Origin of the sequence: Mammaliicoccus sp. FSL K6-3158 (assembly GCF_038005105.1) — a bacterium.
GTDB lineage: Bacteria > Bacillota > Bacilli > Staphylococcales > Staphylococcaceae > Mammaliicoccus > Mammaliicoccus sciuri.
This window is the reverse complement of record NZ_JBBOSL010000001.1, coordinates 1,669,536-1,694,137: the sequence shown is the minus strand read 5'-3', so window position 1 is coordinate 1,694,137 and position 24,602 is coordinate 1,669,536. Positions and strand designations below refer to the sequence as shown.

The 24,602-nt window shown below is 31.6% G+C and carries 24 protein-coding genes; 23 read left to right on the top strand and 1 reads right to left on the bottom strand.

Annotated elements, in window-relative coordinates; genetic code table 11:
• Nucleotides 1-18 precede the first annotated feature (18 nt).
• From nusA to arsB, 10 genes are all read left to right on the top strand, one after another.
• Nucleotides 19-1,086 carry a transcription termination factor NusA gene (gene nusA, locus MHH94_RS08435; RefSeq protein WP_037587793.1) on the top strand — a complete coding sequence of 356 codons (1,068 nt, stop codon included), beginning with the start codon at nt 19-21 and terminating at the stop codon, nt 1,084-1,086.
• 17 nt (nt 1,087-1,103) lie between these two features.
• On the top strand, nt 1,104-1,388 hold the full coding sequence (gene rnpM, locus MHH94_RS08430) for an RNase P modulator RnpM (RefSeq protein ID WP_048542581.1): 285 nt from the start codon (nt 1,104-1,106) through the stop codon (nt 1,386-1,388).
• Complete coding sequence (locus MHH94_RS08425) at nt 1,385-1,711, top strand: ribosomal L7Ae/L30e/S12e/Gadd45 family protein (RefSeq protein ID WP_025905336.1); 327 nt, start codon at nt 1,385-1,387, stop codon at nt 1,709-1,711. Before rnpM ends, MHH94_RS08425 begins: the two co-directional genes overlap by 4 nt.
• A 4-nt stretch (nt 1,712-1,715) precedes the next feature.
• Complete coding sequence (gene infB / locus MHH94_RS08420) at nt 1,716-3,824, top strand: translation initiation factor IF-2 (RefSeq protein WP_058591386.1); 2,109 nt, start codon at nt 1,716-1,718, stop codon at nt 3,822-3,824.
• 237 nt (nt 3,825-4,061) lie between these two features.
• Nucleotides 4,062-5,237 (top strand): glycerate kinase family protein, encoded by a 1,176-nt coding sequence (locus tag MHH94_RS08415; RefSeq protein WP_340840622.1) that lies wholly within the window; start codon nt 4,062-4,064, stop codon nt 5,235-5,237.
• A 5-nt stretch (nt 5,238-5,242) separates the two neighbouring features.
• Nucleotides 5,243-6,619 carry an SLC13 family permease gene (locus MHH94_RS08410; protein ID WP_084754738.1) on the top strand — a complete coding sequence of 459 codons (1,377 nt, stop codon included), beginning with the start codon at nt 5,243-5,245 and terminating at the stop codon, nt 6,617-6,619.
• A gap of 11 nt (nt 6,620-6,630) precedes the next feature.
• Nucleotides 6,631-7,314, top strand: coding sequence for a response regulator transcription factor (locus tag MHH94_RS08405; protein ID WP_325880219.1), 684 nt, complete (start codon nt 6,631-6,633; stop codon nt 7,312-7,314).
• Between the two features lie 4 nt (nt 7,315-7,318).
• Nucleotides 7,319-8,674 carry a sensor histidine kinase gene (locus tag MHH94_RS08400; protein ID WP_340840617.1) on the top strand — a complete coding sequence of 452 codons (1,356 nt, stop codon included), beginning with the start codon at nt 7,319-7,321 and terminating at the stop codon, nt 8,672-8,674.
• 1 nt (nt 8,675) lies between these two features.
• Nucleotides 8,676-9,338, top strand: coding sequence for a PepSY domain-containing protein (locus tag MHH94_RS08395; protein WP_340840615.1), 663 nt, complete (start codon nt 8,676-8,678; stop codon nt 9,336-9,338).
• A gap of 62 nt (nt 9,339-9,400) precedes the next feature.
• Nucleotides 9,401-10,690, top strand: a complete 1,290-nt coding sequence (gene arsB, locus MHH94_RS08390; protein ID WP_340841580.1) for an arsenite efflux transporter membrane subunit ArsB — start codon at nt 9,401-9,403, stop codon at nt 10,688-10,690.
• A 25-nt stretch (nt 10,691-10,715) separates the two neighbouring features.
• Here arsB and MHH94_RS08385 read toward each other — a convergent pair whose 3' ends face one another.
• A complete protein-coding gene (locus tag MHH94_RS08385) occupies nt 10,716-11,264 on the bottom strand; it encodes an Ada metal-binding domain-containing protein (protein WP_232202127.1) in 549 nt (182 codons plus the stop codon).
• Between the two features lie 132 nt (nt 11,265-11,396).
• On the opposite strand from MHH94_RS08385, the gene MHH94_RS08380 reads away from it, so the two are divergent.
• The 13 genes from MHH94_RS08380 to MHH94_RS08320 all read left to right on the top strand — a co-directional run bounded on the left by MHH94_RS08380 (nt 11,397) and on the right by MHH94_RS08320 (nt 24,461).
• The gene (locus MHH94_RS08380) at nt 11,397-11,897 is read left to right on the top strand and encodes a methylated-DNA--[protein]-cysteine S-methyltransferase (protein WP_106417514.1); all 501 of its coding nucleotides are present in this window, start codon (nt 11,397-11,399) and stop codon (nt 11,895-11,897) included.
• A gap of 68 nt (nt 11,898-11,965) precedes the next feature.
• Nucleotides 11,966-12,529 carry a dihydrofolate reductase family protein gene (locus MHH94_RS08375; protein ID WP_048542593.1) on the top strand — a complete coding sequence of 188 codons (564 nt, stop codon included), beginning with the start codon at nt 11,966-11,968 and terminating at the stop codon, nt 12,527-12,529.
• Nucleotides 12,530-12,540: 11 nt separating this feature from the next.
• Complete coding sequence (locus tag MHH94_RS08370) at nt 12,541-13,392, top strand: aminoglycoside 6-adenylyltransferase (RefSeq protein WP_078355715.1); 852 nt, start codon at nt 12,541-12,543, stop codon at nt 13,390-13,392.
• Between the two features lie 314 nt (nt 13,393-13,706).
• Entirely contained in the window at nt 13,707-14,150 is a 444-nt protein-coding gene (locus tag MHH94_RS08365; RefSeq protein ID WP_058591393.1) for a hypothetical protein, read from the top strand.
• 68 nt (nt 14,151-14,218) lie between these two features.
• Nucleotides 14,219-14,992, top strand: coding sequence for a MurR/RpiR family transcriptional regulator (locus MHH94_RS08360; protein WP_340840610.1), 774 nt, complete (start codon nt 14,219-14,221; stop codon nt 14,990-14,992).
• Nucleotides 14,993-15,107: 115 nt separating this feature from the next.
• Nucleotides 15,108-16,673 carry a maltose/glucose-specific PTS transporter subunit IIBC gene (gene malX, locus MHH94_RS08355; protein ID WP_088592394.1) on the top strand — a complete coding sequence of 522 codons (1,566 nt, stop codon included), beginning with the start codon at nt 15,108-15,110 and terminating at the stop codon, nt 16,671-16,673.
• Between the two features lie 20 nt (nt 16,674-16,693).
• Nucleotides 16,694-17,860, top strand: coding sequence for a MalY/PatB family protein (locus tag MHH94_RS08350; RefSeq protein ID WP_088592393.1), 1,167 nt, complete (start codon nt 16,694-16,696; stop codon nt 17,858-17,860).
• Between the two features lie 97 nt (nt 17,861-17,957).
• Nucleotides 17,958-18,302 carry a 30S ribosome-binding factor RbfA gene (gene rbfA, locus MHH94_RS08345; protein ID WP_048542606.1) on the top strand — a complete coding sequence of 115 codons (345 nt, stop codon included), beginning with the start codon at nt 17,958-17,960 and terminating at the stop codon, nt 18,300-18,302.
• Between the two features lie 389 nt (nt 18,303-18,691).
• Nucleotides 18,692-19,603 (top strand): tRNA pseudouridine(55) synthase TruB, encoded by a 912-nt coding sequence (gene truB / locus MHH94_RS08340; protein ID WP_088592392.1) that lies wholly within the window; start codon nt 18,692-18,694, stop codon nt 19,601-19,603.
• 12 nt (nt 19,604-19,615) lie between these two features.
• Entirely contained in the window at nt 19,616-20,572 is a 957-nt protein-coding gene (gene ribF / locus MHH94_RS08335; protein ID WP_025905353.1) for a riboflavin biosynthesis protein RibF, read from the top strand.
• Nucleotides 20,573-20,674: 102 nt separating this feature from the next.
• Nucleotides 20,675-20,944 carry a 30S ribosomal protein S15 gene (gene rpsO / locus MHH94_RS08330; protein WP_025905354.1) on the top strand — a complete coding sequence of 90 codons (270 nt, stop codon included), beginning with the start codon at nt 20,675-20,677 and terminating at the stop codon, nt 20,942-20,944.
• Nucleotides 20,945-21,064: 120 nt separating this feature from the next.
• A complete protein-coding gene (pnp, locus tag MHH94_RS08325) occupies nt 21,065-23,179 on the top strand; it encodes a polyribonucleotide nucleotidyltransferase (RefSeq protein ID WP_106417750.1) in 2,115 nt (704 codons plus the stop codon).
• A gap of 61 nt (nt 23,180-23,240) precedes the next feature.
• Nucleotides 23,241-24,461: a M16 family metallopeptidase gene (locus MHH94_RS08320; protein ID WP_058591399.1), complete on the top strand. Its 1,221-nt coding sequence runs from the start codon at nt 23,241-23,243 to the stop codon at nt 24,459-24,461.
• Nucleotides 24,462-24,602 lie beyond the last annotated feature (141 nt).

The window sequence follows — 24,602 nt, the reverse complement described above, 5'->3', positions numbered from 1 at the left end:
TATAAAGGAGGATACATTGTGAAAGGTAATGAATTATTACTTGCAATTGAATACCTTGAAAAGGAAAAAAGAATACCTCGTGAGGTACTTATTGATGCAATAGAAGCGGCTTTAATCACAGCTTACAAAAAGAACTATGACAGTGCCAAAAATGTTAGAATCGAATTGAATCTTGATGAAGGTACTTATAGAGTTATTTCAAGAAAAGACGTTGTTGAAGATGTTGAAGATTATAGAGATCAAGTAGCATTAGATACAGCATTAGTTACAAATCCAGCGTATGAAATTGGAGATGTCTTTGAAGAAGACGTTACACCTAAAGATTTCGGTCGTGTTGGTGCTCAAGCAGCTAAACAAGCAGTTATGCAACGTTTAAGAGATGCTGAAAGAGGCATTCTTTATGATGAGTTTATTGATAAAGAAGATGACATTGTAACAGGTGTTATTGATAGAGTCGATCATCGTTATGTATATGTTAATTTAGGTCGTACTGAAGCTGTACTTTCAGAAGCTGAGAGAAGTCCAAATGAACAATATTTACCAAATGAACGCATTAAAGTATATGTGAATAAAGTTGAACAAACGACTAAAGGTCCTCAAATCTTTGTATCACGTACACATCCTGGTTTATTAAAGCGTTTATTCGAGCAAGAAGTTCCTGAAATTTATGATGGTACTGTAATTGTTAAATCTGTAGCACGTGAAGCTGGTGACCGTTCTAAAATTAGTGTGACTTCAGAAAATGGCGATATCGATGCTGTAGGTGCATGTGTTGGTGCTAAAGGCGTTCGTGTTGAAGCAGTTGTTAATGAATTAGGTGGCGAAAAAATCGACATCGTTGAGTGGGACGAAGATCCAAAAGTATTCGTAAGAAATGCTTTAAGTCCTTCACAAGTTGTAGAAGTTATCGTAGATGAAGAAAATCAATCGACTACTGTTGTCGTACCAGATTACCAATTATCATTAGCAATCGGTAAACGTGGACAAAATGCACGACTTGCTGCAAAATTAACAGGTTGGAAGATTGATATTAAATCAGAAACTGATGCAAGAGAAGCAGGCATTATTTCAACTGAAGAATCATAAAGTGAGGTGCTTTTATTATGAAAAAGAAAAAGATACCTATGCGTAAATGTATACTTTCAAATGAAATGAAACCTAAAAATGATATGATTCGTGTCGTTAAAAATAAAGAAGGCGAAATAACAGCAGATGCGACAGGTAAAGCGCCAGGTCGCGGTGCGTATGTTTCTAAAGATTTAGAAGTTATCGAAATTGCACAGAAACAAGGAAAGTTAGAACGTTATTTTGACAGTAATAAAGAAACGCTTGAACCTGTCTATAAAGAAATTATTCGTTTAATTTACCGTGAGCGTATACCTAAATGAGTATAGAAAAGAAAGATCAAATTTTAAATCTTCTTGGTCTGGCAACAAGAGCTAGAAAGATTAAGACTGGCGAAGAAATTGTCATAAGTGAGTTAAGAAAAGGCAATGTAAAACTTGTCATTCTTTCTGAAGATGCTGCAGCAAATGTTACAAAAACAATAAAAAATAAATGTGCAACTTATCATGTAACACTTTTAACTTTTGCTACACGCTATGAATTAGGCTACGCAATTGGAAAAGAAAGCAGAGTGGTGTTGGGCATAACTGACATTGGATTTAGCAAAAAGCTAAAAACGATGATTCATGATTTTCATGAGGAGTGAGTATATGAGTAAAAAGAGAATATATGAGTATGCAAAAGAAATCGATGTAAAGAGTAAAGCAATCATAGACGAATTAAAAAAGAATAACATAGAAGTATCAAATCACATGCAAGCATTAGAGGAGAATGACATTAAAATTTTAGATAAAGCATTTAAAAAGCAGGATTCTGCTAAAAAAGACCAAACAACTACTCACGCAAATACAAATAAATCAAATAGCAACAAACAGAATAACAAACAAAACAATAAACCTAATCATCAACAAAAGAATCAAAAAAATCAAAAGAATAAAAAGCAAAATAACAAAAAACAACATAATCAACAACAGCAACAACCTAAACCGGAAGTTAAAGAAACACCATCTTTAATTACGTATGAAGAAGGTATTACAGTTGGTGAATTAGCTGATAAAATCAACAAAGATGCTTCTGAAATTATTAAGAAGTTATTCTTACTTGGTGTTGTAGCTAATATTAACCAAGCATTAGATACTGAAACTGTTGAATTAATTTGTGCAGATTATGATATTGAAGCTGAGTTAGAAGTACATGTAGATGCAACTGACTTAGAAAATTACTTTGAAGTTGATGAAAATGATGCAGACTTAATCGAAAGACCTGCAGTTGTTACAATCATGGGACACGTTGACCATGGTAAAACGACACTTCTAGATTCAATCCGTAATACACGTGTTACTGCTGGTGAAGCAGGCGGTATTACACAACATATTGGTGCATACCAAATTGTTAACAACGACAAGAAAATTACATTCCTTGATACACCAGGACATGCTGCTTTCACAACAATGAGAGCGCGTGGTGCTCAAGTAACAGATATCACAATTTTAGTTGTTGCAGCTGATGATGGTGTAATGCCTCAAACAATTGAAGCAATAAACCATGCTAAAGCAGCAGAAGTACCAATTATTGTTGCGGTAAACAAAGTTGATAAACCAACAGCAAATCCTGATCGCGTTATGCAAGAATTAGGTGAATATGGTCTTTATCCTGAAGACTGGGGTGGAGATACAATCTTCGTTCAACTTTCAGCAATTCAAGGTGACGGAATCGATGATTTATTAGAAATGATTGGTTTAGTTTCTGAAGTAGAAGAACTAAAAGCTAACCCTGACCGTGCTGCAGTAGGTACTGTAATCGAAGCTGAGCTTGATAAATCACGTGGACCTGCAGCTTCTCTATTAGTACAAAACGGTACTTTAGAAGTAGGTGACTCATTAGTAGTGGGTAACACATACGGTAGAGTACGTGCGATGGTTAACGACTTAGGTAAAAGAATTAAAACAGCTGGACCATCAACACCAGTTGAAATTACTGGTTTACATGATGTACCACAAGCTGGTGATCGATTTGTTGTATTCAAAAATGAAAAACAAGCTCGTCAAATCGGTGAAAAACGTCAACAAGAAAATATCTTAAAACAACGTCAAGATAGTAAGAGCGTTTCATTAGATAACTTGTTTGAACAAATGAAACAAGGTGAAATGAAAGATTTAAATATCATCATTAAAGGTGATGTTCAAGGTTCTGTAGAAGCTTTAGCAGCATCATTAATGAAAATAGACGTTGAAGGTGTTAATGTACGTATTATTCATACAGCAGTTGGTGCGATTAATGCATCAGACGTTACATTAGCAGCAGCATCAAACGGTATTATTATCGGATTTAACGTAAGACCAGATGCAGGTGCTAAACGTGCTGCAGAAGAAGAAAATGTTGATATGAGATTGCATCGTATTATTTATAAAGTAATCGAAGAAATCGAATCAGCTATGAAAGGTCTATTAGACCCTGAATATGAAGAACAAGTTATTGGTCAAGCTGAAGTACGTCAAACATTTAAAGTATCTAAAGTCGGTACAATCGCTGGTAGTTACGTAACAGACGGTAAGATTACTAGAGATGCAAGTGTACGTATTATTCGTGACGGCATTGTGATCTTTGAAGGTGAATTAGATACACTTAAACGTTTCAAAGATGACGCTAAAGAAGTAGCAGCTGGATATGAATGTGGTATCACAATTGAAAAATTCAATGATATTAAAGAAGGCGACATCTTCGAAGCTTTCAAAATGGTTGAAATTGAAAGAAAATAATTAAGCGTAGTTTGAAGTATGTATGACAATTACTCATACTATAAAAATTCAATGAACTCAAATCTCATTATTTAGCATAGGCTAAATAATGAGATTTTTTTATAAATTCATACCAATTACATAAAACTGTTAAAATGTTCGCTTTTAATCAAATTTTAATTTTTCTCTAATTGTATGTGAATCTTGTAAAGATAAATTATGGTTAAGCAAGAAATACGATATGAGGAGGAAATGAACATGAAAGTAGTGATTATTCCATCAGGATTTAAAGAAAGTTTAAGCGCAGAAGAGGTTGGAAAAGCAATTGCGAATGGTGTTAATAAAGTAGAAGGCAAACATGAAGTCACAACTATTCCAATGGTTGATGGTGGAGAAGGTTTTGTAGATACTATTATAAAACTTAAAGAAGGTAAAAAAATTGCAACGCAAGTAATGGGACCAATCGGTAAGCCGATTCATTCATACTTTGGTATATTTAAAGAAAGTGGTGTTAAAACAGCCGTAATAGAAATGGCAGCGATTGCTGGTTTAAGGCATGTACCTAGAAATATGAGAAATCCACTTAATACAACTACATTTGGTGTAGGAGAAACAATTATTAAAGCATTAGATTATGGTGTTGAAAGAATCCTAATTGGTTGTGGAGATTCAGGTACATCAGATGGCGGAGTAGGTATGGCTCAAGCAGTAGGTGTTAAATTTTTAAATAAAGAAGGAGAACCTATATTTATTAATGGAGGGGGAGAAATTAACCGTATTCATGGTGTTGATATGATATATATGGATCCAAGGGTACATCTTGTTGATATTGATGTAGCGGTAAATTGGATGAATATATTGTGTGGCAGTAAAGGAGTTGCAAGAGTATTTGGACCACAAAAGGGAGCATCAATTGAAGATGTAGAACAATTATCTTCCAACTTAGAACATCTTGCGAGACTAATTAAATCATTTAAAGGTGATGACTTATCTCTTATTAATGGTGGCGGAGCATCAGGTGGATTAGGAGCAGGTTTACATGGATTTTTAAATGCAAAGTTACATCCGCGCTTTGAAATTATAATGAAGTATATTAAAATTTCTGATGCAATTATTAATGCAGATTTAGTGATTACTGCTGAGGGGTGTATAGATTACCAAACACCAAACGGTAAAATTCCATCAGAAGTTGCAAGAATTGCGAAATCACACAATAAACCAGTTATCGCTTTTGCAGGAACAATTGGTTTAAATGCAAAAATTAATTATCAAAGTGGAATTGATGCTTTTACTAGTATAATCCCAGAACCAACAACTTTAGAAAATTCAATATCTGATGCAAAAGATTGGTTAGAAAATTGTTCTGAAAATGCATTTAGACATATTATGATAGGTATTAACCTAGGTAACCAAATGGTTGCTAAAGAGATGTGATCTAAATGACTAATAAGCAAATCATTTACTTATCTGTATATTTCATCTTTTCAATCTGTATTTTCTTATATACAGATATGAGTTATTTAGCTAAATTAAGTTTAATTGTATTCGTATTGTCATTAGGTCTCTATTTATTATCAAATATGCCAGCAGGTTTATCTTCGTTTATCGCGATTATGATAGGTATTCTACTTGGATTACCAGAAGGTGTAATGTTTCATTCAATGAATTCGCACGTAGTCTGGTTGATGATAGGCGCTTTTATTATTAGTGCGGCAATTGAAATAAGTGGTTTGTTAAACAGAATGATTAATTTTATAAATGTGAGATGTAAAACGAGTAGAAGTGTGAATATACTTTTATTTCTTATCATACAAGTGATTTCTGTTATCGTACCATCAACTTCAGGTAGAGCAGCAGCTATGTTACCAGTTTATAAAGCATTTGAAACACGATTCCCGACAAATAAGAAGTATTTTGCATTGTTCATACCAATTTTAATATTAATGGGTGCAAATTTAACTTTAATTGGTGCCGGTAGTCATCTGGTTGGTATAGGATTATTAGAAGGAAAAGCTAATGAATCTATTTCTTATAGTGAATTTTTATTATGGGGATTGCCCTTTGGTTTAGTAATTGGTTTAGTTACTTTTATAGTGACTAAAATAATGTATATGAATATAAGTGAAGACGTACTCTACCATCAAGAAAAATCGCATGAAGATCGAAAGCCTTTTACTCAAATTGAGAAAAGAGCAATTGTATATATCGTCATCACAATAACTTTATGGATGACTGAAAATATTCATGGTTTTGAAATTGCTTTTATTACTATGTTGATGGGTATTTGTATGATGTTACCTGGAATAGGTGTGATAACTTGGAAACAAGGTGTTCAAAATGTTTCATGGAGTTTAATATTCTTTGTAGCAGGTGCTACGACTTTAGGGAATTTGTTGGTCACTTATAAAGTAGTGGATTATATACAAGATCATTTGTTAAATTATTTATCTCAATTTCAAACTTTAAATGAATTCGCTATACTTAGTATAATAGTGATTATCACTGTTACTTCACATTTATATATTACAAGTCATACGACACGGGCAATTGTTTTTGTACCAGTATTTTTATTATTTAGTGAAATGTTTAATTTAAATCCAGTCGCAGTAGTGTTTATTACTTTAATTGGAACGAATTATTGTGTAACATTTCCAGTTTGCTCAAAAGCATTGCTATTATTTTATGAACAAGATGAAAAGCCATTTAAAAATCGAGATTTAATGAAAATAAGTGTTATATTAATGCCAACTTATATATTATTGATGATATTTAGTTATTATATATGGTGGCAATTTACAGGACTTTCACTTAGATAGGAGACAAAATAATGGAGAAAATATTAGTTGTCGAAGATGATGAAAAAATTGCACGTGTTATACAATTAGAACTAGAATATGCAAATTATAAAATTGATATTGCACACACAGGTAAATCAGCATTAGAACGTTTAGAAAATGAAAATTTCGACCTGATTTTATTAGATGTTATGATTCCAGAACTAAATGGATTAGAAGTATTAAGACGCGTAAGAGAACAAAATGAAGACGTTAAAATTATAATGCTGACTGCACGCGATGCAGTTATGGACAAAGTTAGTGGCTTAGATTCTGGTGCTAATGATTATATGACAAAGCCCTTTGAAATTGAAGAATTGCTCGCTCGTATTCGAGTTCATTTGAAAGAAAAAAGTACTTTAAAAGTACAAAATGAAGACGACAATGCATCTACTTATAGATATATATCAATTTATAAATCAAGACGTGAAGTCTATATTGATAAGGAACCAATTAATTTAACACAAAAAGAATATGACTTATTAATTTACTTTCTAAAAAATAAAAATCAAGTGTTAACGAGAGAGCAAATTATAGAAGCAGTATGGGGTTATGACTATTATGGCGATACAAATGTTATCGATGTTTATGTCCGATATTTAAGAAAAAAACTTGATATAGATACAGATTCTATTATAACTAGCGTTAGAGGAATAGGATATATATTAAAGGATTGATATTATGAAATTAGGAACAAAGATCCAATTATACACAACAGTAATGATTGTTATAGTAGTGATATTAATCAACTTAGTTGTATATTTTGTGTATCAAAAAATTTCATTAGATTCAGAAGTGACTCAATTAGAAAGTCGCGGAATAAATATAATGAAAGAATTACAAAATACAAATAGAGAAAATGTAAATACTGAAGCGGTATTACAATCTTATTTACTCTCTGACGGATATATTACTTTAGTAAACAAAAATGACAAAAAAATAATTCAAATTTCGACAGATGTAAACTACAAAAATATTGGCGAACCATTTAAAAATGAACAATATAAGAAAGTGGTAAATAAGAAAGGTAATCACTTTGCAATGGTATCACTACCGATTATTTGGAAAAACGGTGAAGTTAGTAATTTACAAATTTACGAAAATATTAATTTCAAATATGAAACCTTTGATATATTAAAAGGCATATTAATTGTAGCTACTTTTATTATACTAATTGTTATATTTTTATTAAATCGAATTATTACTCAGATTATATTGAAGCCGATTAATGAACTTATAACAAAGATGAATAAGACGAAAGAAACGAAACATTACACGACTATTGGTATTAATAAAGATGATACGAAAGAATTAAAAGAATTATCACAAACATTTAACGATATGATGCTTTATTTAAAAGATCATGATGAAAAGCAACAAGCTTTTATTCTAAATGCTTCTCATGAATTAAAAACCCCAATCACGGTTATTAGTTCATATAGTGAAATGTTAAAACGATTTGGGAAAACTCGTGAAGATATTTTAGAAGAGGGTATAGATACGATTAATGATGAAGCAAAACGTTTAAAATATTTAACTGAGCAAATGTTGGATTTAGCTAAGATAGAGAGAACGTATCATGATTTACCACTAGAGAAAATTAATTTATATGAAGAAATCTATATTTTAGTTAAACGCCTAATGGCAGTATATAAACGAAAAATTAATTTATCTGCTGAAAATCAACATATAGAAGGACTTGTGAATAAAGAAAGTTTCACACAAATTATGACTATATTTTTAGATAATGCATACAAATATAGTCAGAGTCATGTTGATATTAATATTTTAACAATTGAAGATCATGTTCAAATACAAATTAAAGACTATGGATCAGGTATTCCGGAACAAGATTTAGAGAAAATTTTTACGCGCTTTTATAGAGTTGATAAAGCAAGATCAAGAGAATCTGGTGGATCTGGATTAGGTCTTTATATTGCGAAAGAATTAGCATTGAAAAATCATATTGATATTAAAGTTGATAGTGAAATGAACAAAGGTACTCAATTTACACTTATTTTAGAGAGGGTGAAATAACTTGAAAATAGCAACAAAACACATCCTTGTTTTGTTAGCATCTACACTATTTATAGTATTAAGCGTCATTATTTATATGAAAGCAAATGAAAAATTAATGAAGAAAGAAGAAGTACAAAAGTTTGTTACTGATCGATATAAAGGGAATATTGAAGATATTTCGCTTTCTGATGATGAATCATTATTCCATGTTAATATTAAAGATAGTAATAAAGTGTATTCTTTAGACATTGATCGTAAGAAAGAGGTTATTAAAAACGTAAAATCAAAAACGATTAAAAATAAAGAGCAGTCTAATAATAAAGAAAAAAAGCAAAAAGAAAATCCTAGAAAAAAAGAAAAGAAATCATTAATCAGTGAAAAAGAAGCAAAACAAATCTCACATCAAAAAGTTGGCGGAAAATTTATAGATATAAAGAAAAATACAAATACAACGCCGAGTACGTATACAATAACTCAATATGTAGATGATGATGAAGGTGCGGTTGTAACTGTTAATGCAGTAAGTGGTAAAATAAATTCTGTCTCATGGTTTAATATTGAACAACCACAATTAGAATATAATGATCCAAAGACAGATGAAAGACAAGAAGCACAAACAAATAATGGATATTATTATGAACAAGATGATGACTTTGACGATGATTATGAAGATGATGATTAGATTTCTATTATAAAAACATTTGTTAAATATAATCTTGGTATATTTGATAGGAGGAATTGACGATAACCACTTTAGCAATCATTATTTTTGTATTAACACTGACTTTCGTTATTTGGCAACCGAAAGGATTAGATATCGGCCTAACAGCTTTTATAGGTGCATTAATTGCCATTATAACTGGTGTTGTACAAATAGGAGATATATTTGAAGTGACTAGCATTGTTTGGAATGCAACATTGACATTCATAGCGATAATTATCATTTCGCTTATTCTTGATGAAATTGGATTCTTTGAATGGTCTGCGATTCATATGGTTAAAGCCTCTCGTGGAAATGGTGTAAAGATGTTCGTTTATATCATGATATTAGGTGCAATTGTTGCTGCATTTTTTGCGAATGATGGCGCGGCTTTGATACTTACGCCTATTGTATTGGCAATGGTACGTCATCTAGGATTTAATAAGAAAATCATTTTTCCTTTTGTGATAGCAAGTGGATTTATAGCAGATACAACTTCGCTCCCATTTACAGTGAGTAATTTAGTTAATATTGTTTCTGCAGACTATTTTAATATTGGCTTTGTTGAATATTTTTTACATATGTTCATACCCAATATTTTCTCGTTATTGGCCAGTATTGCCGTATTGTGGTTATTCTTTAAATCGTCAATACCACGCACATTTGATGATCATCATTTAAAACAACCAAAAGAAGCAATTAAAGATTTGAAACTGTTTCATATGTCATGGGTTATACTATCCATATTACTCATCGGATATTTTATCAGTGAGTTTGTACACATACCCGTATCAATTATTGCAGGAATAGTAGCGATTATATTTGTATGGTTTGCTAGAAAATCTCCTGCAGTTCATACTAAAAAAGTACTCAAAGGTGCGCCATGGAATATTGTCGTATTCTCAATTGGTATGTATCTTGTTGTCTTTGGACTAAAAAATGTAGGTATCCTTGCAATTTTAAGTCATATACTAACAGACATTTCTCAACATGGATTATTTGTAAGTATTATGGGAATGGGATTTATAGCAGCATTTCTATCATCGATTATGAATAACTTACCAACCGTTCTCATAGATGCACTCGCTATCCATCAATCAGATGTTATTGGTCCCATTAAAGAAGGCATGGTTTATGCAAATGTTATCGGTTCAGATCTCGGTCCAAAAATTACACCCATCGGTTCATTAGCGACATTATTGTGGCTACATGTATTGTCACAAAAAGGTGTTAAAATACCTTGGGGCACATACTTTAAAACAGGTATTATCATAACGATACCTGTATTATTCATTACATTAGTAGGATTGTATTTAACTTTGTTAATCTTTTAAAAAACAGTTAAGATAGGAAGCTATCTTAACTGTTTTTCCGTTTGCGATATTGTAAGGGTGTCATAAAATAGAATTGCTTAAATACTTTGATATAATGTGATGTTGTTTTATAACCAACTTTTCTACTAATATCTTGAACTGTTAGTGTGTTATCAGCAAGTAGTGTGATACTTTTTCTAATTCTTATTTCATATAAATAATGCATAATGGTTTGTTGTGTTACTTGTTTGAAAAGTCTTGATAAATGAAACTTTGAACCGTGACATTGGTTACAAATTTCATCTAATGTAAGATTTAAATGATAATATCGATGAATGAAATTTTTTATTTGTAATACCCATTCTTCATCTTCTAATAATTGACCTGTTGGATTACACTTTTTACAAGGACGATAACCATTTTCTATAGCTTCGTGATAGTCTCGATATATTGAAACATTTTCTTTATTAGGTAATTTAGCATTGCATGAAGGTTTACAGAATATCATTGTCGTCTTAACTGCATATACAAAATCATCATTCGCTAATTTATTGTTTGTTTTAATGTCTTGCCATCTTTTCTCAGTTAAATACATTGCCAAATCTATCACCTCAAAAATATCATAACATATAAAAATATCCTTATATTGCTATCTAATTGTGATAACGACTATTTATATTGAGTTTACAAATAAATTCATTTAAACTTTCACCAAAGGAGGAAGACGATGAAAATAATTTATCATGGTATTCTTAAGCATCTTAATAAAAAACTCGATATTTATGCAAGTGATGAAGGTCTCGCATTTGTAGGCTCATTTGATAAAGAAAATGAAATACATCAATTTATTTCAAATATAGAAATCAAAGAAAATCAAGACAAAGTTAAACCATTTATCGACCAATTGAATGAATACTTTAATGGAACAAGAAATTCTTTTGACTTAAAAATAGATATAAATTCCAGCCCATTTAACGAAACCGTGTGGCAAGCATTGACTAAAATACCATATGGAGAAACAACAACTTATTCAGAGTTAGCCAATAAAATAAATAAACCAAATGCAGTTAGAGCCGTTGCATCAGCAATCGGTAAAAATCCATTAAACATTGTGATACCTTGCCATCGTGTAATAGGCAAAGACGGACAACTAAGAGGCTATAGAGGCGGACTTGAAATGAAGCAATCATTATTAGAGTTAGAATCAAGACACACCCATTTATCATAAATAATGAGGTGTGTTTTCTATTATCATTTCGTGTATGATAATAGAAAGAAGTGATTGGGGGTCAATATATGAGTAGTGATGATAATAGTAGGAAAGTCATTTTAGATTTAGCTGTTACATTAGATGGGCTTATCGAAGGTGAAAATGGCGAGATTGACTGGTGTATTATGGATCCTGAAATGAATTTTGATGATTTTTTAAATCAAGTCGATACAATCTTTTATGGAAGAAAAAGTTACGAAGCATGGGGAGATTTTCAACCGAGTTTAGAAGATTCAGAAGATGATAAATTAATGTGGAAAAACATACATGCCAAAGAAAAATATGTCTTTTCAAAAAAATTTAAGTTTGAAGATAAACATGTCAATGTTATTAAAGATAATATCGTAGAACATGTAAATGAAATAAAAAGTAAGCCAGGTAAAGATATATGGTTATATGGTGGATCTAGCTTAATCACGACATTTGTAAATTATGGATTAGTAGATGAATATAGGCTATCTATACATCCTATAGTTTTAGGAAAAGGTAAGCCACTATTTATAGATATTGAAGATAGACAACAACTTAAACTAGTACATTCAAGAAAATTTAAATCAGGTGTTATACAATTAATTTATCATAATGAATAGCAGGTGATGTTATGAAAACTGAACGTGAGGTATTGGAAGAAATTTTTAATAATGCTTCGATTGAAGATGATATTAGAGCAGTTTGCATGAATGGGTCTAGGGTTAATAAATTTATTGAACCGGATGAATATCAAGATTTTGATATTGCATTTATCGTAAAGAATTATGAGTCGTTTATTCAACATGTATCATTTATTAAAAATTTTGGAGAGCGTATTATTTCTCAGTGTAATAGAGAGCGTTCTGATAGTGGTATAAAGGATCAATTATTTTATATGGTGTTGTTTGAAAATCACATGCGAGTAGATTTCAGGTTTATACCATTTGAATATATTGAAGCATATAGATATGAAGATTATTTACTGAAGGTATTAATTGATAAGGATCATTATTTTAGTGATCAAAGTGAACCAAGTGATAAAAAATATCATATTATGCAACCTAACCAGAAGCGGTTTGATTTTGTTTGTAATGAATTTTGGTGGTTATCAACGTATGTTGTTAAAGGCATTAAAAGAGAAGAAATTTTTTATGCTATTGATCATTTAAATATGATGCGTGATTTACTTTTGACAATGTATGACTGGAAAGTCGGTAACAAATTTAATTGGCAAATCTCAACGGGAAAAAATCATAAATTATTAAAAAAATACATTTCTAAGTCTGAATGGAATAAATTGTTGGAATCATATCCACATGGTGAAGTTGTAGATATAACAAATTCATTATTAAGTATTACAGAGCAATTTTATATTTTATCAGTTGAAATAGCCAAAGATTTAAATATGGAACTAGAAACTGCGGAAGCAAATAAGGTTATTAAATATAATCATAATCAAATTACTGGATTTACTGACATGTAAATGGGAAGTATACCTTAGCTGGAGATATACTTCCCATTTTTGGAAGATAAGCACTTTTATTGTTGAGTCGAGAATACGGATTCTCTTCAAGTATATAAATATACTTGATATATATAGCATAACTGTTTATTGAGAAAAGTGAAATTTGTGTTATGGATGATGACTTGCTATGTGACAGTTAATGACATTCACTAAAGTACGAATCATTATTTTTGATGTATATTTACACTATAATAAGGGAATAGGTAAGTAAATAGATTGGATGCAGTAAAGTTAAACATGAACTACAAATATGACGTATTGGAGTGGTTCTTATGCAAACAATGATTGTTTATTTTGTCGGCTGCTTTATCGGATTTATTGTACATCGTATATTTCAAACTGAAAGTATGTGGATGAATGTCGCTCAATTTTCAATATTTTTTGCGTTTATGTATACATTTATTGGTAGATTTATGCCTTCTATTCGAAATTCTCTTATTAAAATGGTTCCGAGTAGTGTTCCGAATCCGAAAATGATTGTGTATGTAACAGGATGGTTAGAATTTGTCATTGCGATAAGTGTGTTTATTCCTAAACTTAATATGGTATTCAGTGTAATTGGTATTATTCTATGTTTTGTATTGTTTCCTGGCAATATAAAAGCACATGCTAAAAACATATCATTAGGTGACAAAGCACCAACAAATATTTATTTAAGAGCATTCTTGCAAATATTATTTATTGTTTCATTTATTATCATATTTAAGCATGCATAAGATGGTATTTAGTGAATTAATGATTGATAGTTTATGGAGTAAAAGTGAAGATGTTAAGAGGGGTTAAAATGGAACAAAATGCACTTGTAGGAAAATTACAAAAAAGAAGAAATGATTTAAGTGAATTAGAGAAGAGGGTATTGGATTTTATTTTGAATGATTATACGTCGATAGCAAATATGAACATAGATGATATTGCTGAAAAGTTGTTTGTGTCGACTGCAACTGTCAGTAGATGTTCTCAAAAATTAGGTTATCAAGGCTATAGAGAACTGAAATATGCCTTATTACAAAATCAACCTGATATAAATAAAGTAAACAATGTGCAAAATTTTGATGTTGAAATGGATGATTTTATGAATGAAAATTTGGCGAACCTCCAGAATACAATGAATGAGATCAATATCCAAGATATCGAAAAAGCAGTAGCCTTTATACGTGATGCACGTGTAATAGAAATCATAAGCGTGGGAGCAAGTTTAGTAAACGGGATTGATTTAAGTAGAAAATTAACATTTCTAGGTAAAGTAGCACATGCGAGAACTGATTGGGATGAATTAGAAGCGGTAACGCATAATTTAGATCAGGAAAGTTTAGCAATTTGTGTAAGTTCAAGTGGTGAAACCTCACATATTGTTCGTTATGCACAGCAGTTAAGAGATAACCAAGTACCAATTATTTCTATTGTTAGTAATAGGCATTCTAAGTTGGCACAGTTATCGACCATAACTTTAATCGCTAAGACAAATAGTATCTATATTGGAAATGTAGATTTAAGTTCGAGGCACGCAGCTATGTTTATGATAGATTTTCTATTAATGATGTATGGTAGACAATTATAATGTAACGACATTCATAAGATGAAAGCGCGTCCAAAATGATTATATACTATTGATGCCCCTTTAATACATTTGTATATTTAAATAACATAAATGTATTAAAGGGGTGTTATTGAGTATGAGTAAAAAGAAGAAGCAAAGTAATGTGTGGGATTTTCTTCAAAATATGGGGAAGACATTTATGCTTCCAGTAGCTTTATTAGCTTTTATGGGTTTGATTTTAGGGATAGGGAGTTCATTTACAAGTGAATCAATGATTGATGTCTTTCCATTTTTAGAGAATAACATGATACAGCTAGCATTGAAGTTCTTAGCAACAGTTGGGGGATTTGCGTTTACATATTTACCTGTACTATTTGCGATTGCTATACCAATCGGACTTGTTAAACATGAAAAAGGTGTAGCTGCCTTCTCAGGGTTTGTAGGTTATACAGTTATGAATTTAACGATTAATTTCTATTTAACTGAGACACATCAATTAGCAGATACAGATAAATTACAACAAGCTGGACAAAGTATGGTATTAGGTATTCAAACACTCGAAATGGGTGTGCTCGGTGGTATCATTTCTGGTCTTATCGTTTATAAATTACATAATAAATTTAGCTATACACAGTTACCTGACAGCTTTGCGTTCTTCTCAGGGTCAAGGTTTGTACCAATTGTAACGTCTCTCGTATTAGCAGTAGTCGGGTTAATTATTCCAATTATTTGGCCGTTCTTCGGTATGATCATTGGAAGTGTTGGGGCACTAATTCAACATTCTGGTGTATTTGGACCATTTTTATTTGGTGCTGGTGAAAGGTTATTATTACCTTTCGGATTACATCATATTTTAGTATCGATGGTTAGATTTACTGAAGTTGGTGGACATTCTATTATTGAAGGTAAAGATGTATTTGGCGCATTAAATATTTTTTATGCGCAATTACAAAATAATTTACCAATATCTCCAAATGTAACTGCATTTTTATCACAAGGTAAAATGCCGACATTTATGTTTGGTTTACCAGCTGCGGCTTTAGCAATTTATCACGCAGCGCCTAAAGAGAATAGGCATAAAATAAAAGGCTTATTAATTTCAGGATTTGTAGCAACATTTGTTACAGGTATTACTGAACCAATTGAATTTTTATTTTTATTCATTAGTCCATTACTTTGGATCTTCCATGTCATTATGACAGGATTAGGATTTATGGTTATGAATATTCTAGGTGTGACAATTGGTAATACAGATGGTGGCGTACTAGACTTTCTAATATTTGGTGTCATGCAAGGTAGTTATACGAAATGGTGGCTCGTCATAATTGTTGGATTAATATGGTTTGTTATCTATTATTTAGTCTTCAAGACAGTTATTTTGAAATTCGACTTAAAAACACCAGGTAGAACAGTTGAAAAGAACGATAATAATGAAAGTAATGCGACACAAAATCTTACAAATCAAACAGACGATATGGCTTCTGATATGCTTCGAGCGATTGGCGGTTCCAGTAATATTATAAGCATTGATAACTGTATTACACGTTTAAGATTAGTGCTGGAAGATGCGGAAATTGTTGATGATGAAAAGTTAAAAGAACTCGGTGCATTAGGTGTCGTACATTTAGACAAACAAAATGTACAAATTATCATCGGAACGAGAGTAACAACTGTCCGAAAACAATTAGATGCCATTATTTAAGTTAAGAAAGGATTTTTGTAATGTATAATTTTGATAAGGTGATTGATAGAACAGGGACAAATTGTACTCAGTGGGATTATGTCCAAGACCGTTTTGGACAAAGTGACTTGTTGCCATTCACGATTTCAGATACAGACTTCGCGCTACCAGATACAATTATGGAACATTTAAATAATCGTATGAAGCATCCTATATTCGGTTATACGAGATGGAATCATACAGACTTTAAATCAACCGTTACGAATTGGTATAAAAAACGTTTTAATACTGAAATTAATGAAGATTGGATTTATTATACACCAACTGTGATATATGCAGTTTCACAGTTAATTCATATGAAATCTAATTTGAATGATGGTGTGATTATTCAAACACCAGCATATGACGCATTTTACAATGTGATTAAAGAGAATCATCGTACAGTTGTGGAGAATCAACTTTTCTACGAAGATGGTTATTATACAATTGACTTTAAACAATTAGAGATGCAATTAGCGAAACCTGAAAATAAAATTTTGTTATTATGTTCTCCTCATAACCCAACAGGTAGAGTATGGACTGAAGATGAAATGACTACTATCATTAAACTATGTCAGGAACATCATGTTTATATCATTTCTGATGAAATTCATATGGATATCGTTCGAAAAGGAAACAACCACATTCCAATAGTAGATAAAAGTAAAAATGATATAGCAATTGTGACAAGTGGTAGTAAGACTTTTAATTTTCCGGGGTTACTTTTTGCGTATACTTTAATTCCAAATAAAGAAGATGGGGATATATTTTTAAATCATTTGAAAAAGCAAGACGGTTTATCATCACCAAGCATTATGGGGATGGAATCTACAATAGCAGCCTATGAAAAAGCGAGTGATTGGGTAGATGCTTTAAACGAATATTTAGATGACAATATACATGCAGTTCAATTATTCTTAAAAGAGCACATACCAGAAATTAAAGTTGTCTATCCAGAATCAACATATCTTATATGGTTAGATGTTTCAGATCTAAATATGACGATGGATGAATTGCAACACCGACTTATTAATATAGGCAAAGTTGCGATAATGGATGGTCAAACATATGGCGGTAACGGTCAGCACTTTTTGAGATACAATGTTGGATGCCCAAAGTCTAAAGTATTAGAAGGATTAGAGCGACTAAAGTTAAGTATTGAAACATAATATATTTATATCGAGTGATTATCTTTTTAAGCATTCAAGCATGTGCTATAATGTACTAATGTATATAGAGAGATGAGAATGTTAAGAGGTGAAATATATGAGTATTCGTTCTGAACGAGTAGGCGAACAAATGAAAAAAGAATTAATGGATATTATCAACAATAAACTTAAAGATCCAAGAGTTGGATTTTTAACAATTACAGATGTAGAACTTCCAGGAGACTTGTCTCACGCTACAGTTTATTTAACTGTATTAGGTTCTGATAAAGAAAAAGAAGATACATTTAAAGGTTTAGAAAAAGCAAAAGGCTTTATTAAATCAGAATTAGGTAATCGTATGAAATTACGTATTTTACCAGAATTGCATTTTGAATATGATGAATCAATCGATTACGGTAATAAAATTGAACGCATGATTCAAGATTTAAATCGTAATGATTAATCCAAATTTAGGCTAAGACACTATAAGGTGTCTTGGTCTTTTTTTGATTAGAGGGGCTGTAACTACCATTATTCAGAATTCTGGTAATAAGAAAGCTGTAACTACCATTATTCAGAATTCTGGTAATAAGAAAGCTGTAACTACCATAATTCCGAATTATGGTAGTAAGAAAACGTCTTCGTTAGGGACATTAATCGGAATTGTGTCCGTAAGCGCCCTTGTTAGGGACATTACTCAGAATTCTGTCCCCAATCACCCTCGTTATGGACATTTCTCGTAATTCTGTCTCTAACACCATCGTTTTTTTATGCGATTTGAGTTATTTCTTCTTTTTATGAATATTTTCATGTAAAATTAAAAAGAATAGAAACATTATGGAGGTCGTAAATTTGGATGGCATTCTAGCAATTCATAAGGAAGTTGGTATGACAAGTCATGACGTCGTATTTAAACTTCGTAAAATTTTAAAAACAAAAAAAGTTGGCCATACTGGAACTTTAGATCCTGAGGTAAGTGGTGTACTACCGATTTGTGTAGGGAAAGCGACACGTGTAAGTGATTATGTGATGGAAAGTGGCAAATCCTACAGAGCTGAAGTAACGATTGGTGTTAGTACAACGACTGAAGACCAAACTGGTGAGATAGTTGATCAGAAGCGTGTTGATCAAAATTTATGGGACAAAGATGAAATGATTGCGACTTTAAAACAATTAGAAGGTGACATTGAACAAATTCCACCTATGTATTCTGCTGTTAAAGTTAATGGTAAGAAATTATATGAATATGCTAGACAAAATATTGAAGTTGAACGTCCTGTCAGAAGAGTACATATTAACAGTATTGATTTAATTTCTGATATTATTTATGAGAATGATACTTGTAAATTTGAAATTGAAGTTGAATGTGGCAAAGGGACATATATTAGAACGTTAGCAACTCAAATTGGTGCGTTACTTAATTATCCTGCTCATATGTCTCATTTAATTAGGTTGAAAAGTGGCGGTTTCTCTTTAGAACAGGCTATTAAATTAGATGACTTAAGAGAAATAGTTGAGCAAGATAAGTTACAAGATGTGATTCTTCCATTAGAATATGGATTGAATGGTTTAACGAAAGTTACCGTACATGATAAAGATATCGTAACGCGTATTCAAAACGGACAAAAAATAGAAAAATCTTTAATAGATGAAAGTAAACATGATGGCGAATTTGTTGTTTGGTATGAAGACAAAGCAATTGCTATTATGGATACTTACGATAAAAATGAAACACTTTATAAACCGAAAAAAGTTTTTCTTTAAAGGAGTATATTGATGGAAGTTATAGAAATTACACACCCAATTAAATCTAAACAATTTGTAAATGAAAATATTGCTTTAGCTATCGGTTTTTTTGATGGCATACATTTAGGTCATCAACAAGTTCTTAAAAAAATGATTAAAGTAGCTAAAGATAAACATTTAAAAAAAGCTGTTATGACATTTGATCCTCACCCTTCAGTTGTCTTAAATCCTGAAAAGAAAAGAACAACGTATTTAACACCTATTGCTGATAAAATTGAAGCAATTGAAAAGTTAGGCGTAGATTACTGTTTCGTCGTTAACTTTTCATCAACATTTGCAGATGTGTCTGCAGATGATTTTATTGACCAATATTTTATTCAAAATCATGTGAAAGCTGTTATTGCAGGTTATGATTTTAGTTTTGGTAAATATGGAAAAGGTAATATGGCTTCATTACAAGAGAATGATTATCCATTTGATGTATTTGTCGTATCTAAGCAAACATTACATGAGGATGAAAAAATCTCAACTACGAATATTAGAACATCACTTGAACTAGGAGAAATAGAAGCTTGTAATTTAGCTTTAGGACGTCCATATGTTATTAAAGGTATGGTTGTTCAAGGTGAAAAAAGAGGGCGTACAATTGGTTTTCCTACAGCTAATGTTGAACCTAGTGATGACTATGTATTACCGAGAAAAGGTGTTTATGCTGTAACATTACTCATTAAATCAAGAGATAAGTCATATAAAGGTGTGTGTAACGTTGGTGTGAAACCAACATTCCATGATCCGTCTGTTTCTCAAATAAGTATTGAAGTTAACATCTTTGATTTTGAAGAGAGTATATATGGTGAACGTGTAGAAGTATATTGGCACCATTTTATTAGACCAGAACAAAAATTTGATGGCATTGATGCACTTGTTAATCAAATTAAGCAAGATAAAGAAGAAGCAAAAGCGTTATTATCACTTGAAAGAACATAAAGAGTTATGTATAATGATTTGAGTGCCTAATCCTTGGCTTATCGACACTCCGACGATCAGCTCAGGTTTACGGTGAATACAATTATAGGAGGGAAATTGACAATGGCAATTTCACAAGAAAGAAAAAACGAACTAATCGAACAATACCGCGTACATGAAACTGATACTGGTTCTCCAGAAGTACAAATCGCAGTTTTAACAGCAGAAATCACTGCTTTAAACGAACATTTACGTACTCACAAGAAAGACCATCATTCACGTCGTGGATTATTAAAAATGGTTGGTCGTCGTAAACATTTATTAACATATTTACGTGAAAATGATGTTCAACGTTACCGTGATTTAATTAAATCATTAGGATTACGTCGCTAATCGTAATTTCAATCGAAGGAAATCAATCAGATTTCTTTCGATTTTTTTATAAATAAATATAAAAAATATGTGTATAATGGTATGATATAAGAGATTAAGTGTATGAGAGGAGATTCATAAATGTCTCAAGAGAAGAAAGTCTTTAAGACAGAATGGGCAGGAAGTCCATTAATAATTGAAACGGGCCAATTAGCAAAACAAGCTAATGGTGCAGTATTAGTAAGATATGGGGATACAGTTGTATTATCAACAGCAACTGCATCAAAAGAACCTAGAAATGTAGACTTTTTCCCATTAATGGTTAACTATGAAGAAAAAATGTATGCAGCAGGAAAAATTCCTGGTGGCTTTAATAAACGTGAAGGTAGACCTGGTGAAGATGCTACTTTAACAAGTAGATTAATTGATAGACCAATTCGTCCATTATTCCCTAAAGGATACAGACATGATGTTCAAGTTATTTCTATCGTAATGAGTGTTGATCCAAACTGTTCACCAGAAATGGCAGCAATGATTGGTTCTTCAATGGCATTATCTGTATCAGATATTCCATTTGAAAGACCAATTGCAGGTGTGAACGTAGGTTTAGTAGATGGTGAATTTGTCATCAATCCTAATGTTGAACAAAGAGAAGTTTCTTTATTAGATTTACAAGTAGCGGGTCATAAAGATGCGATTAACATGGTTGAAGCGGGTGCTAAAGAAGTAACAGAAGAAACAATGTTAAATGCTATTTTATTTGGTCATAAAGAAATTCAAAGATTAGTTGAATTCCAAGAAGCTATTATTGGAGATGTTCAACCTGAAAAAGCTGAATTTATACCGGTTGAAATTGAAGCTTCATTTGAAGAAACAGTTCGTGCTAAAGCAGAAGCTTTAGATATTATTTCAGCAATCAGAACTGAAGAAAAACAACAAAGAGATATTAATATTTCTGCAGTTAAAGAAGAAGTTCTAAATGACTTTACAAACGAAGAAGATCCAGATAATGAAGAAGTACTCAAAGATGTAAGTAAAGTATTAGATGCACTTGTAAAAGAAGAAGTGCGTCGCTTAATTACTGAAGATAAAGTAAGACCAGATGGACGTAATCCTGAAGAAATCAGACCATTATCTTCTGAAGTTGGATTATTACCAAGAGCTCATGGTTCAGGTTTATTTACACGTGGACAAACACAAGCATTTTCAGTTGCGACTTTAGGTGCATTAGGTGAACATCAAATCATTGATGGCTTAGGTACAGAAGAACAAAAACGTTACATGCATCACTATAATTTCCCTAACTTCTCAGTTGGTGAAACAGGTCCAGTGAGAGCGCCAGGACGTCGTGAAATTGGTCACGGTGCATTAGGTGAACGTGCTTTACTACAAGTTATTCCAGATGAAAAAGAATTCCCTTATACAATAAGAGTTGTTTCAGAAGTACTTGAATCAAATGGTTCATCATCACAAGCTTCAATTTGTGGTTCAACTTTAGCTTTAATGGATGCAGGTGTGCCAATTAAAGCACCAGTTGCAGGTATTGCAATGGGCTTGATTACTAAAGATGATAACTATACAATTTTATCTGATATTCAAGGTATGGAAGATGCACTTGGTGATATGGACTTTAAAGTTGCAGGTACAGAAAAAGGTATCACTGCTATTCAAATGGACATTAAAATCGATGGTTTAAGTGAACAAATCTTAAAAGAAGCACTTGAGCAAGCAAGAATTGGTAGATTATATATCTTGAATCATATGCTTGAAACTTTAAGAGAACCTAGAGAAGAACTTAGCCAATATGCACCTAAAATTGAAATTATGCATATTAAACCAGATAAAATTAGAGATGTTATTGGACCTGGTGGTAAGAAAATCAATGAAATCATTGATGAAACAGGTGTTAAATTAGATATCGAACAAGACGGTACAGTATTTATTGGATCTAAAGATAAAGACATGATCGACCGTGCTAGACAAATTATTGAAGATATTACAAGAGAAGCTGAAGTCGGTGCAATTTATATGGCAACAGTTAAACGTATCGAAAAATTCGGTGCATTTGTTGAAATCTTCCCAGGTAAAGATGCACTTGTTCATATTTCTCAATTCTCTAACGAGAGAGTTAACAAAGTTGAAGATGTAGCTAAAATTGGTGACCAATTCTTAGTAAAAGTAACTGAAATTGACCGTCAAGGACGCGTAAACGCATCACGCAAAGTATTGTTAAACGAAGAAAAAGAACAAAAATAATAAATGAAATGATTCAGATAGGGACATTGACGTGTCCCTATTTATTTTGAGGTGAATAAATATGGCTGATTTACAACGACTGAATAATGGAACGACTGTGATTTTTGAAGAAATTCCAAACAGTGAAACAATTAGTGTAGGTGTTTATGTCAATACTGGAACGGGTGATGAAGGTGATTATCCGGAAGGTATTGCTCATTTTATGGAACATATGTTATTTAAAGGTAGTGAACACTATACAAGGCAGCAATTATCAAATGAATTTGATAAAATTGGTGGCTATAACAATGCATATACGACAAAAATGTACACTTGTTATTTCTGTAAGACATTAAAAAGATTTGAACATAAAGCAATTGATTTACTTATAGATATGGTTAAAAATCCACTATTTCTTGAAGAAGAAATTGTTCGTGAGAAAAAAGTCATTTTAGAAGAAATTAAAATGATTGAAGATACACCAGAAGAATGGTTAATGGATAAATTAGAACATGAAATTTATAAAGACCAACCATTAGGACGAATGATCCTTGGTACGCCTGATAGTGTCAATCAAATTGATAGAGATACATTAGTTGATTTCCATAAAAAGTATTATCAAAGTAATCGCTTAATTGTTTCAGTTGCGGGTGCCTATAGTGAATCTATGAAAGAAACATTGCTTAAGCAATTATCTGATGGGGTAGAAATACCGCTTAATCAACAAGAACAAAGCATGAATTTTATTGAGAAGAAAGAAACTTATTATAAAAACGAGCTAGAGCAAACGCATTTTATGAGAAGTTATGATGCACCAAGTTATAATGATGAACACTATTATGCAACGAATATATTGAACACGATTTTAGGCGAAACAATGAGCTCTAAATTGTTCCAAGTTCTAAGAGAAGAACATGGATTATGTTATAATGTTTACTCAGATTTCCAAAGTTTTCACAATGATGGTTTACTGACAATTTATGTAGCAACTGATAAAGAAAATGTTGATGCATCAAGTGAACTTATTACTGAAGTGCTCGAGTCATTATTAAATGACGGTATCACACAGAATGAACTAGATGATGCTAAAAGTCATATAATCACAAGCTTTTTAATGGCATCTGAATCTAACCAAAATAAAATGACGAGAAATGCACGTTCAATCATGTTTCATAATGAATTAGTTACGAATGAGCAGTTCGAGCACGAAATCAATCAAATCCAGTTAAATGATATTAAATTAGCTACGAAAAGATTATTGGATGCACCTTATTCTGAGTTTATTTTGACAGAGAAATCATAAAGTTATGACCTGATATAAAAATTATTGTCTTCCTTAATTTAAAATATGTATAAGACTGTTGTATGTGCTTGTATAATCGATTATATAAATGGTATGATTAAATAAATATATTATGGACGGGACTACATTTAGGAGGAACAA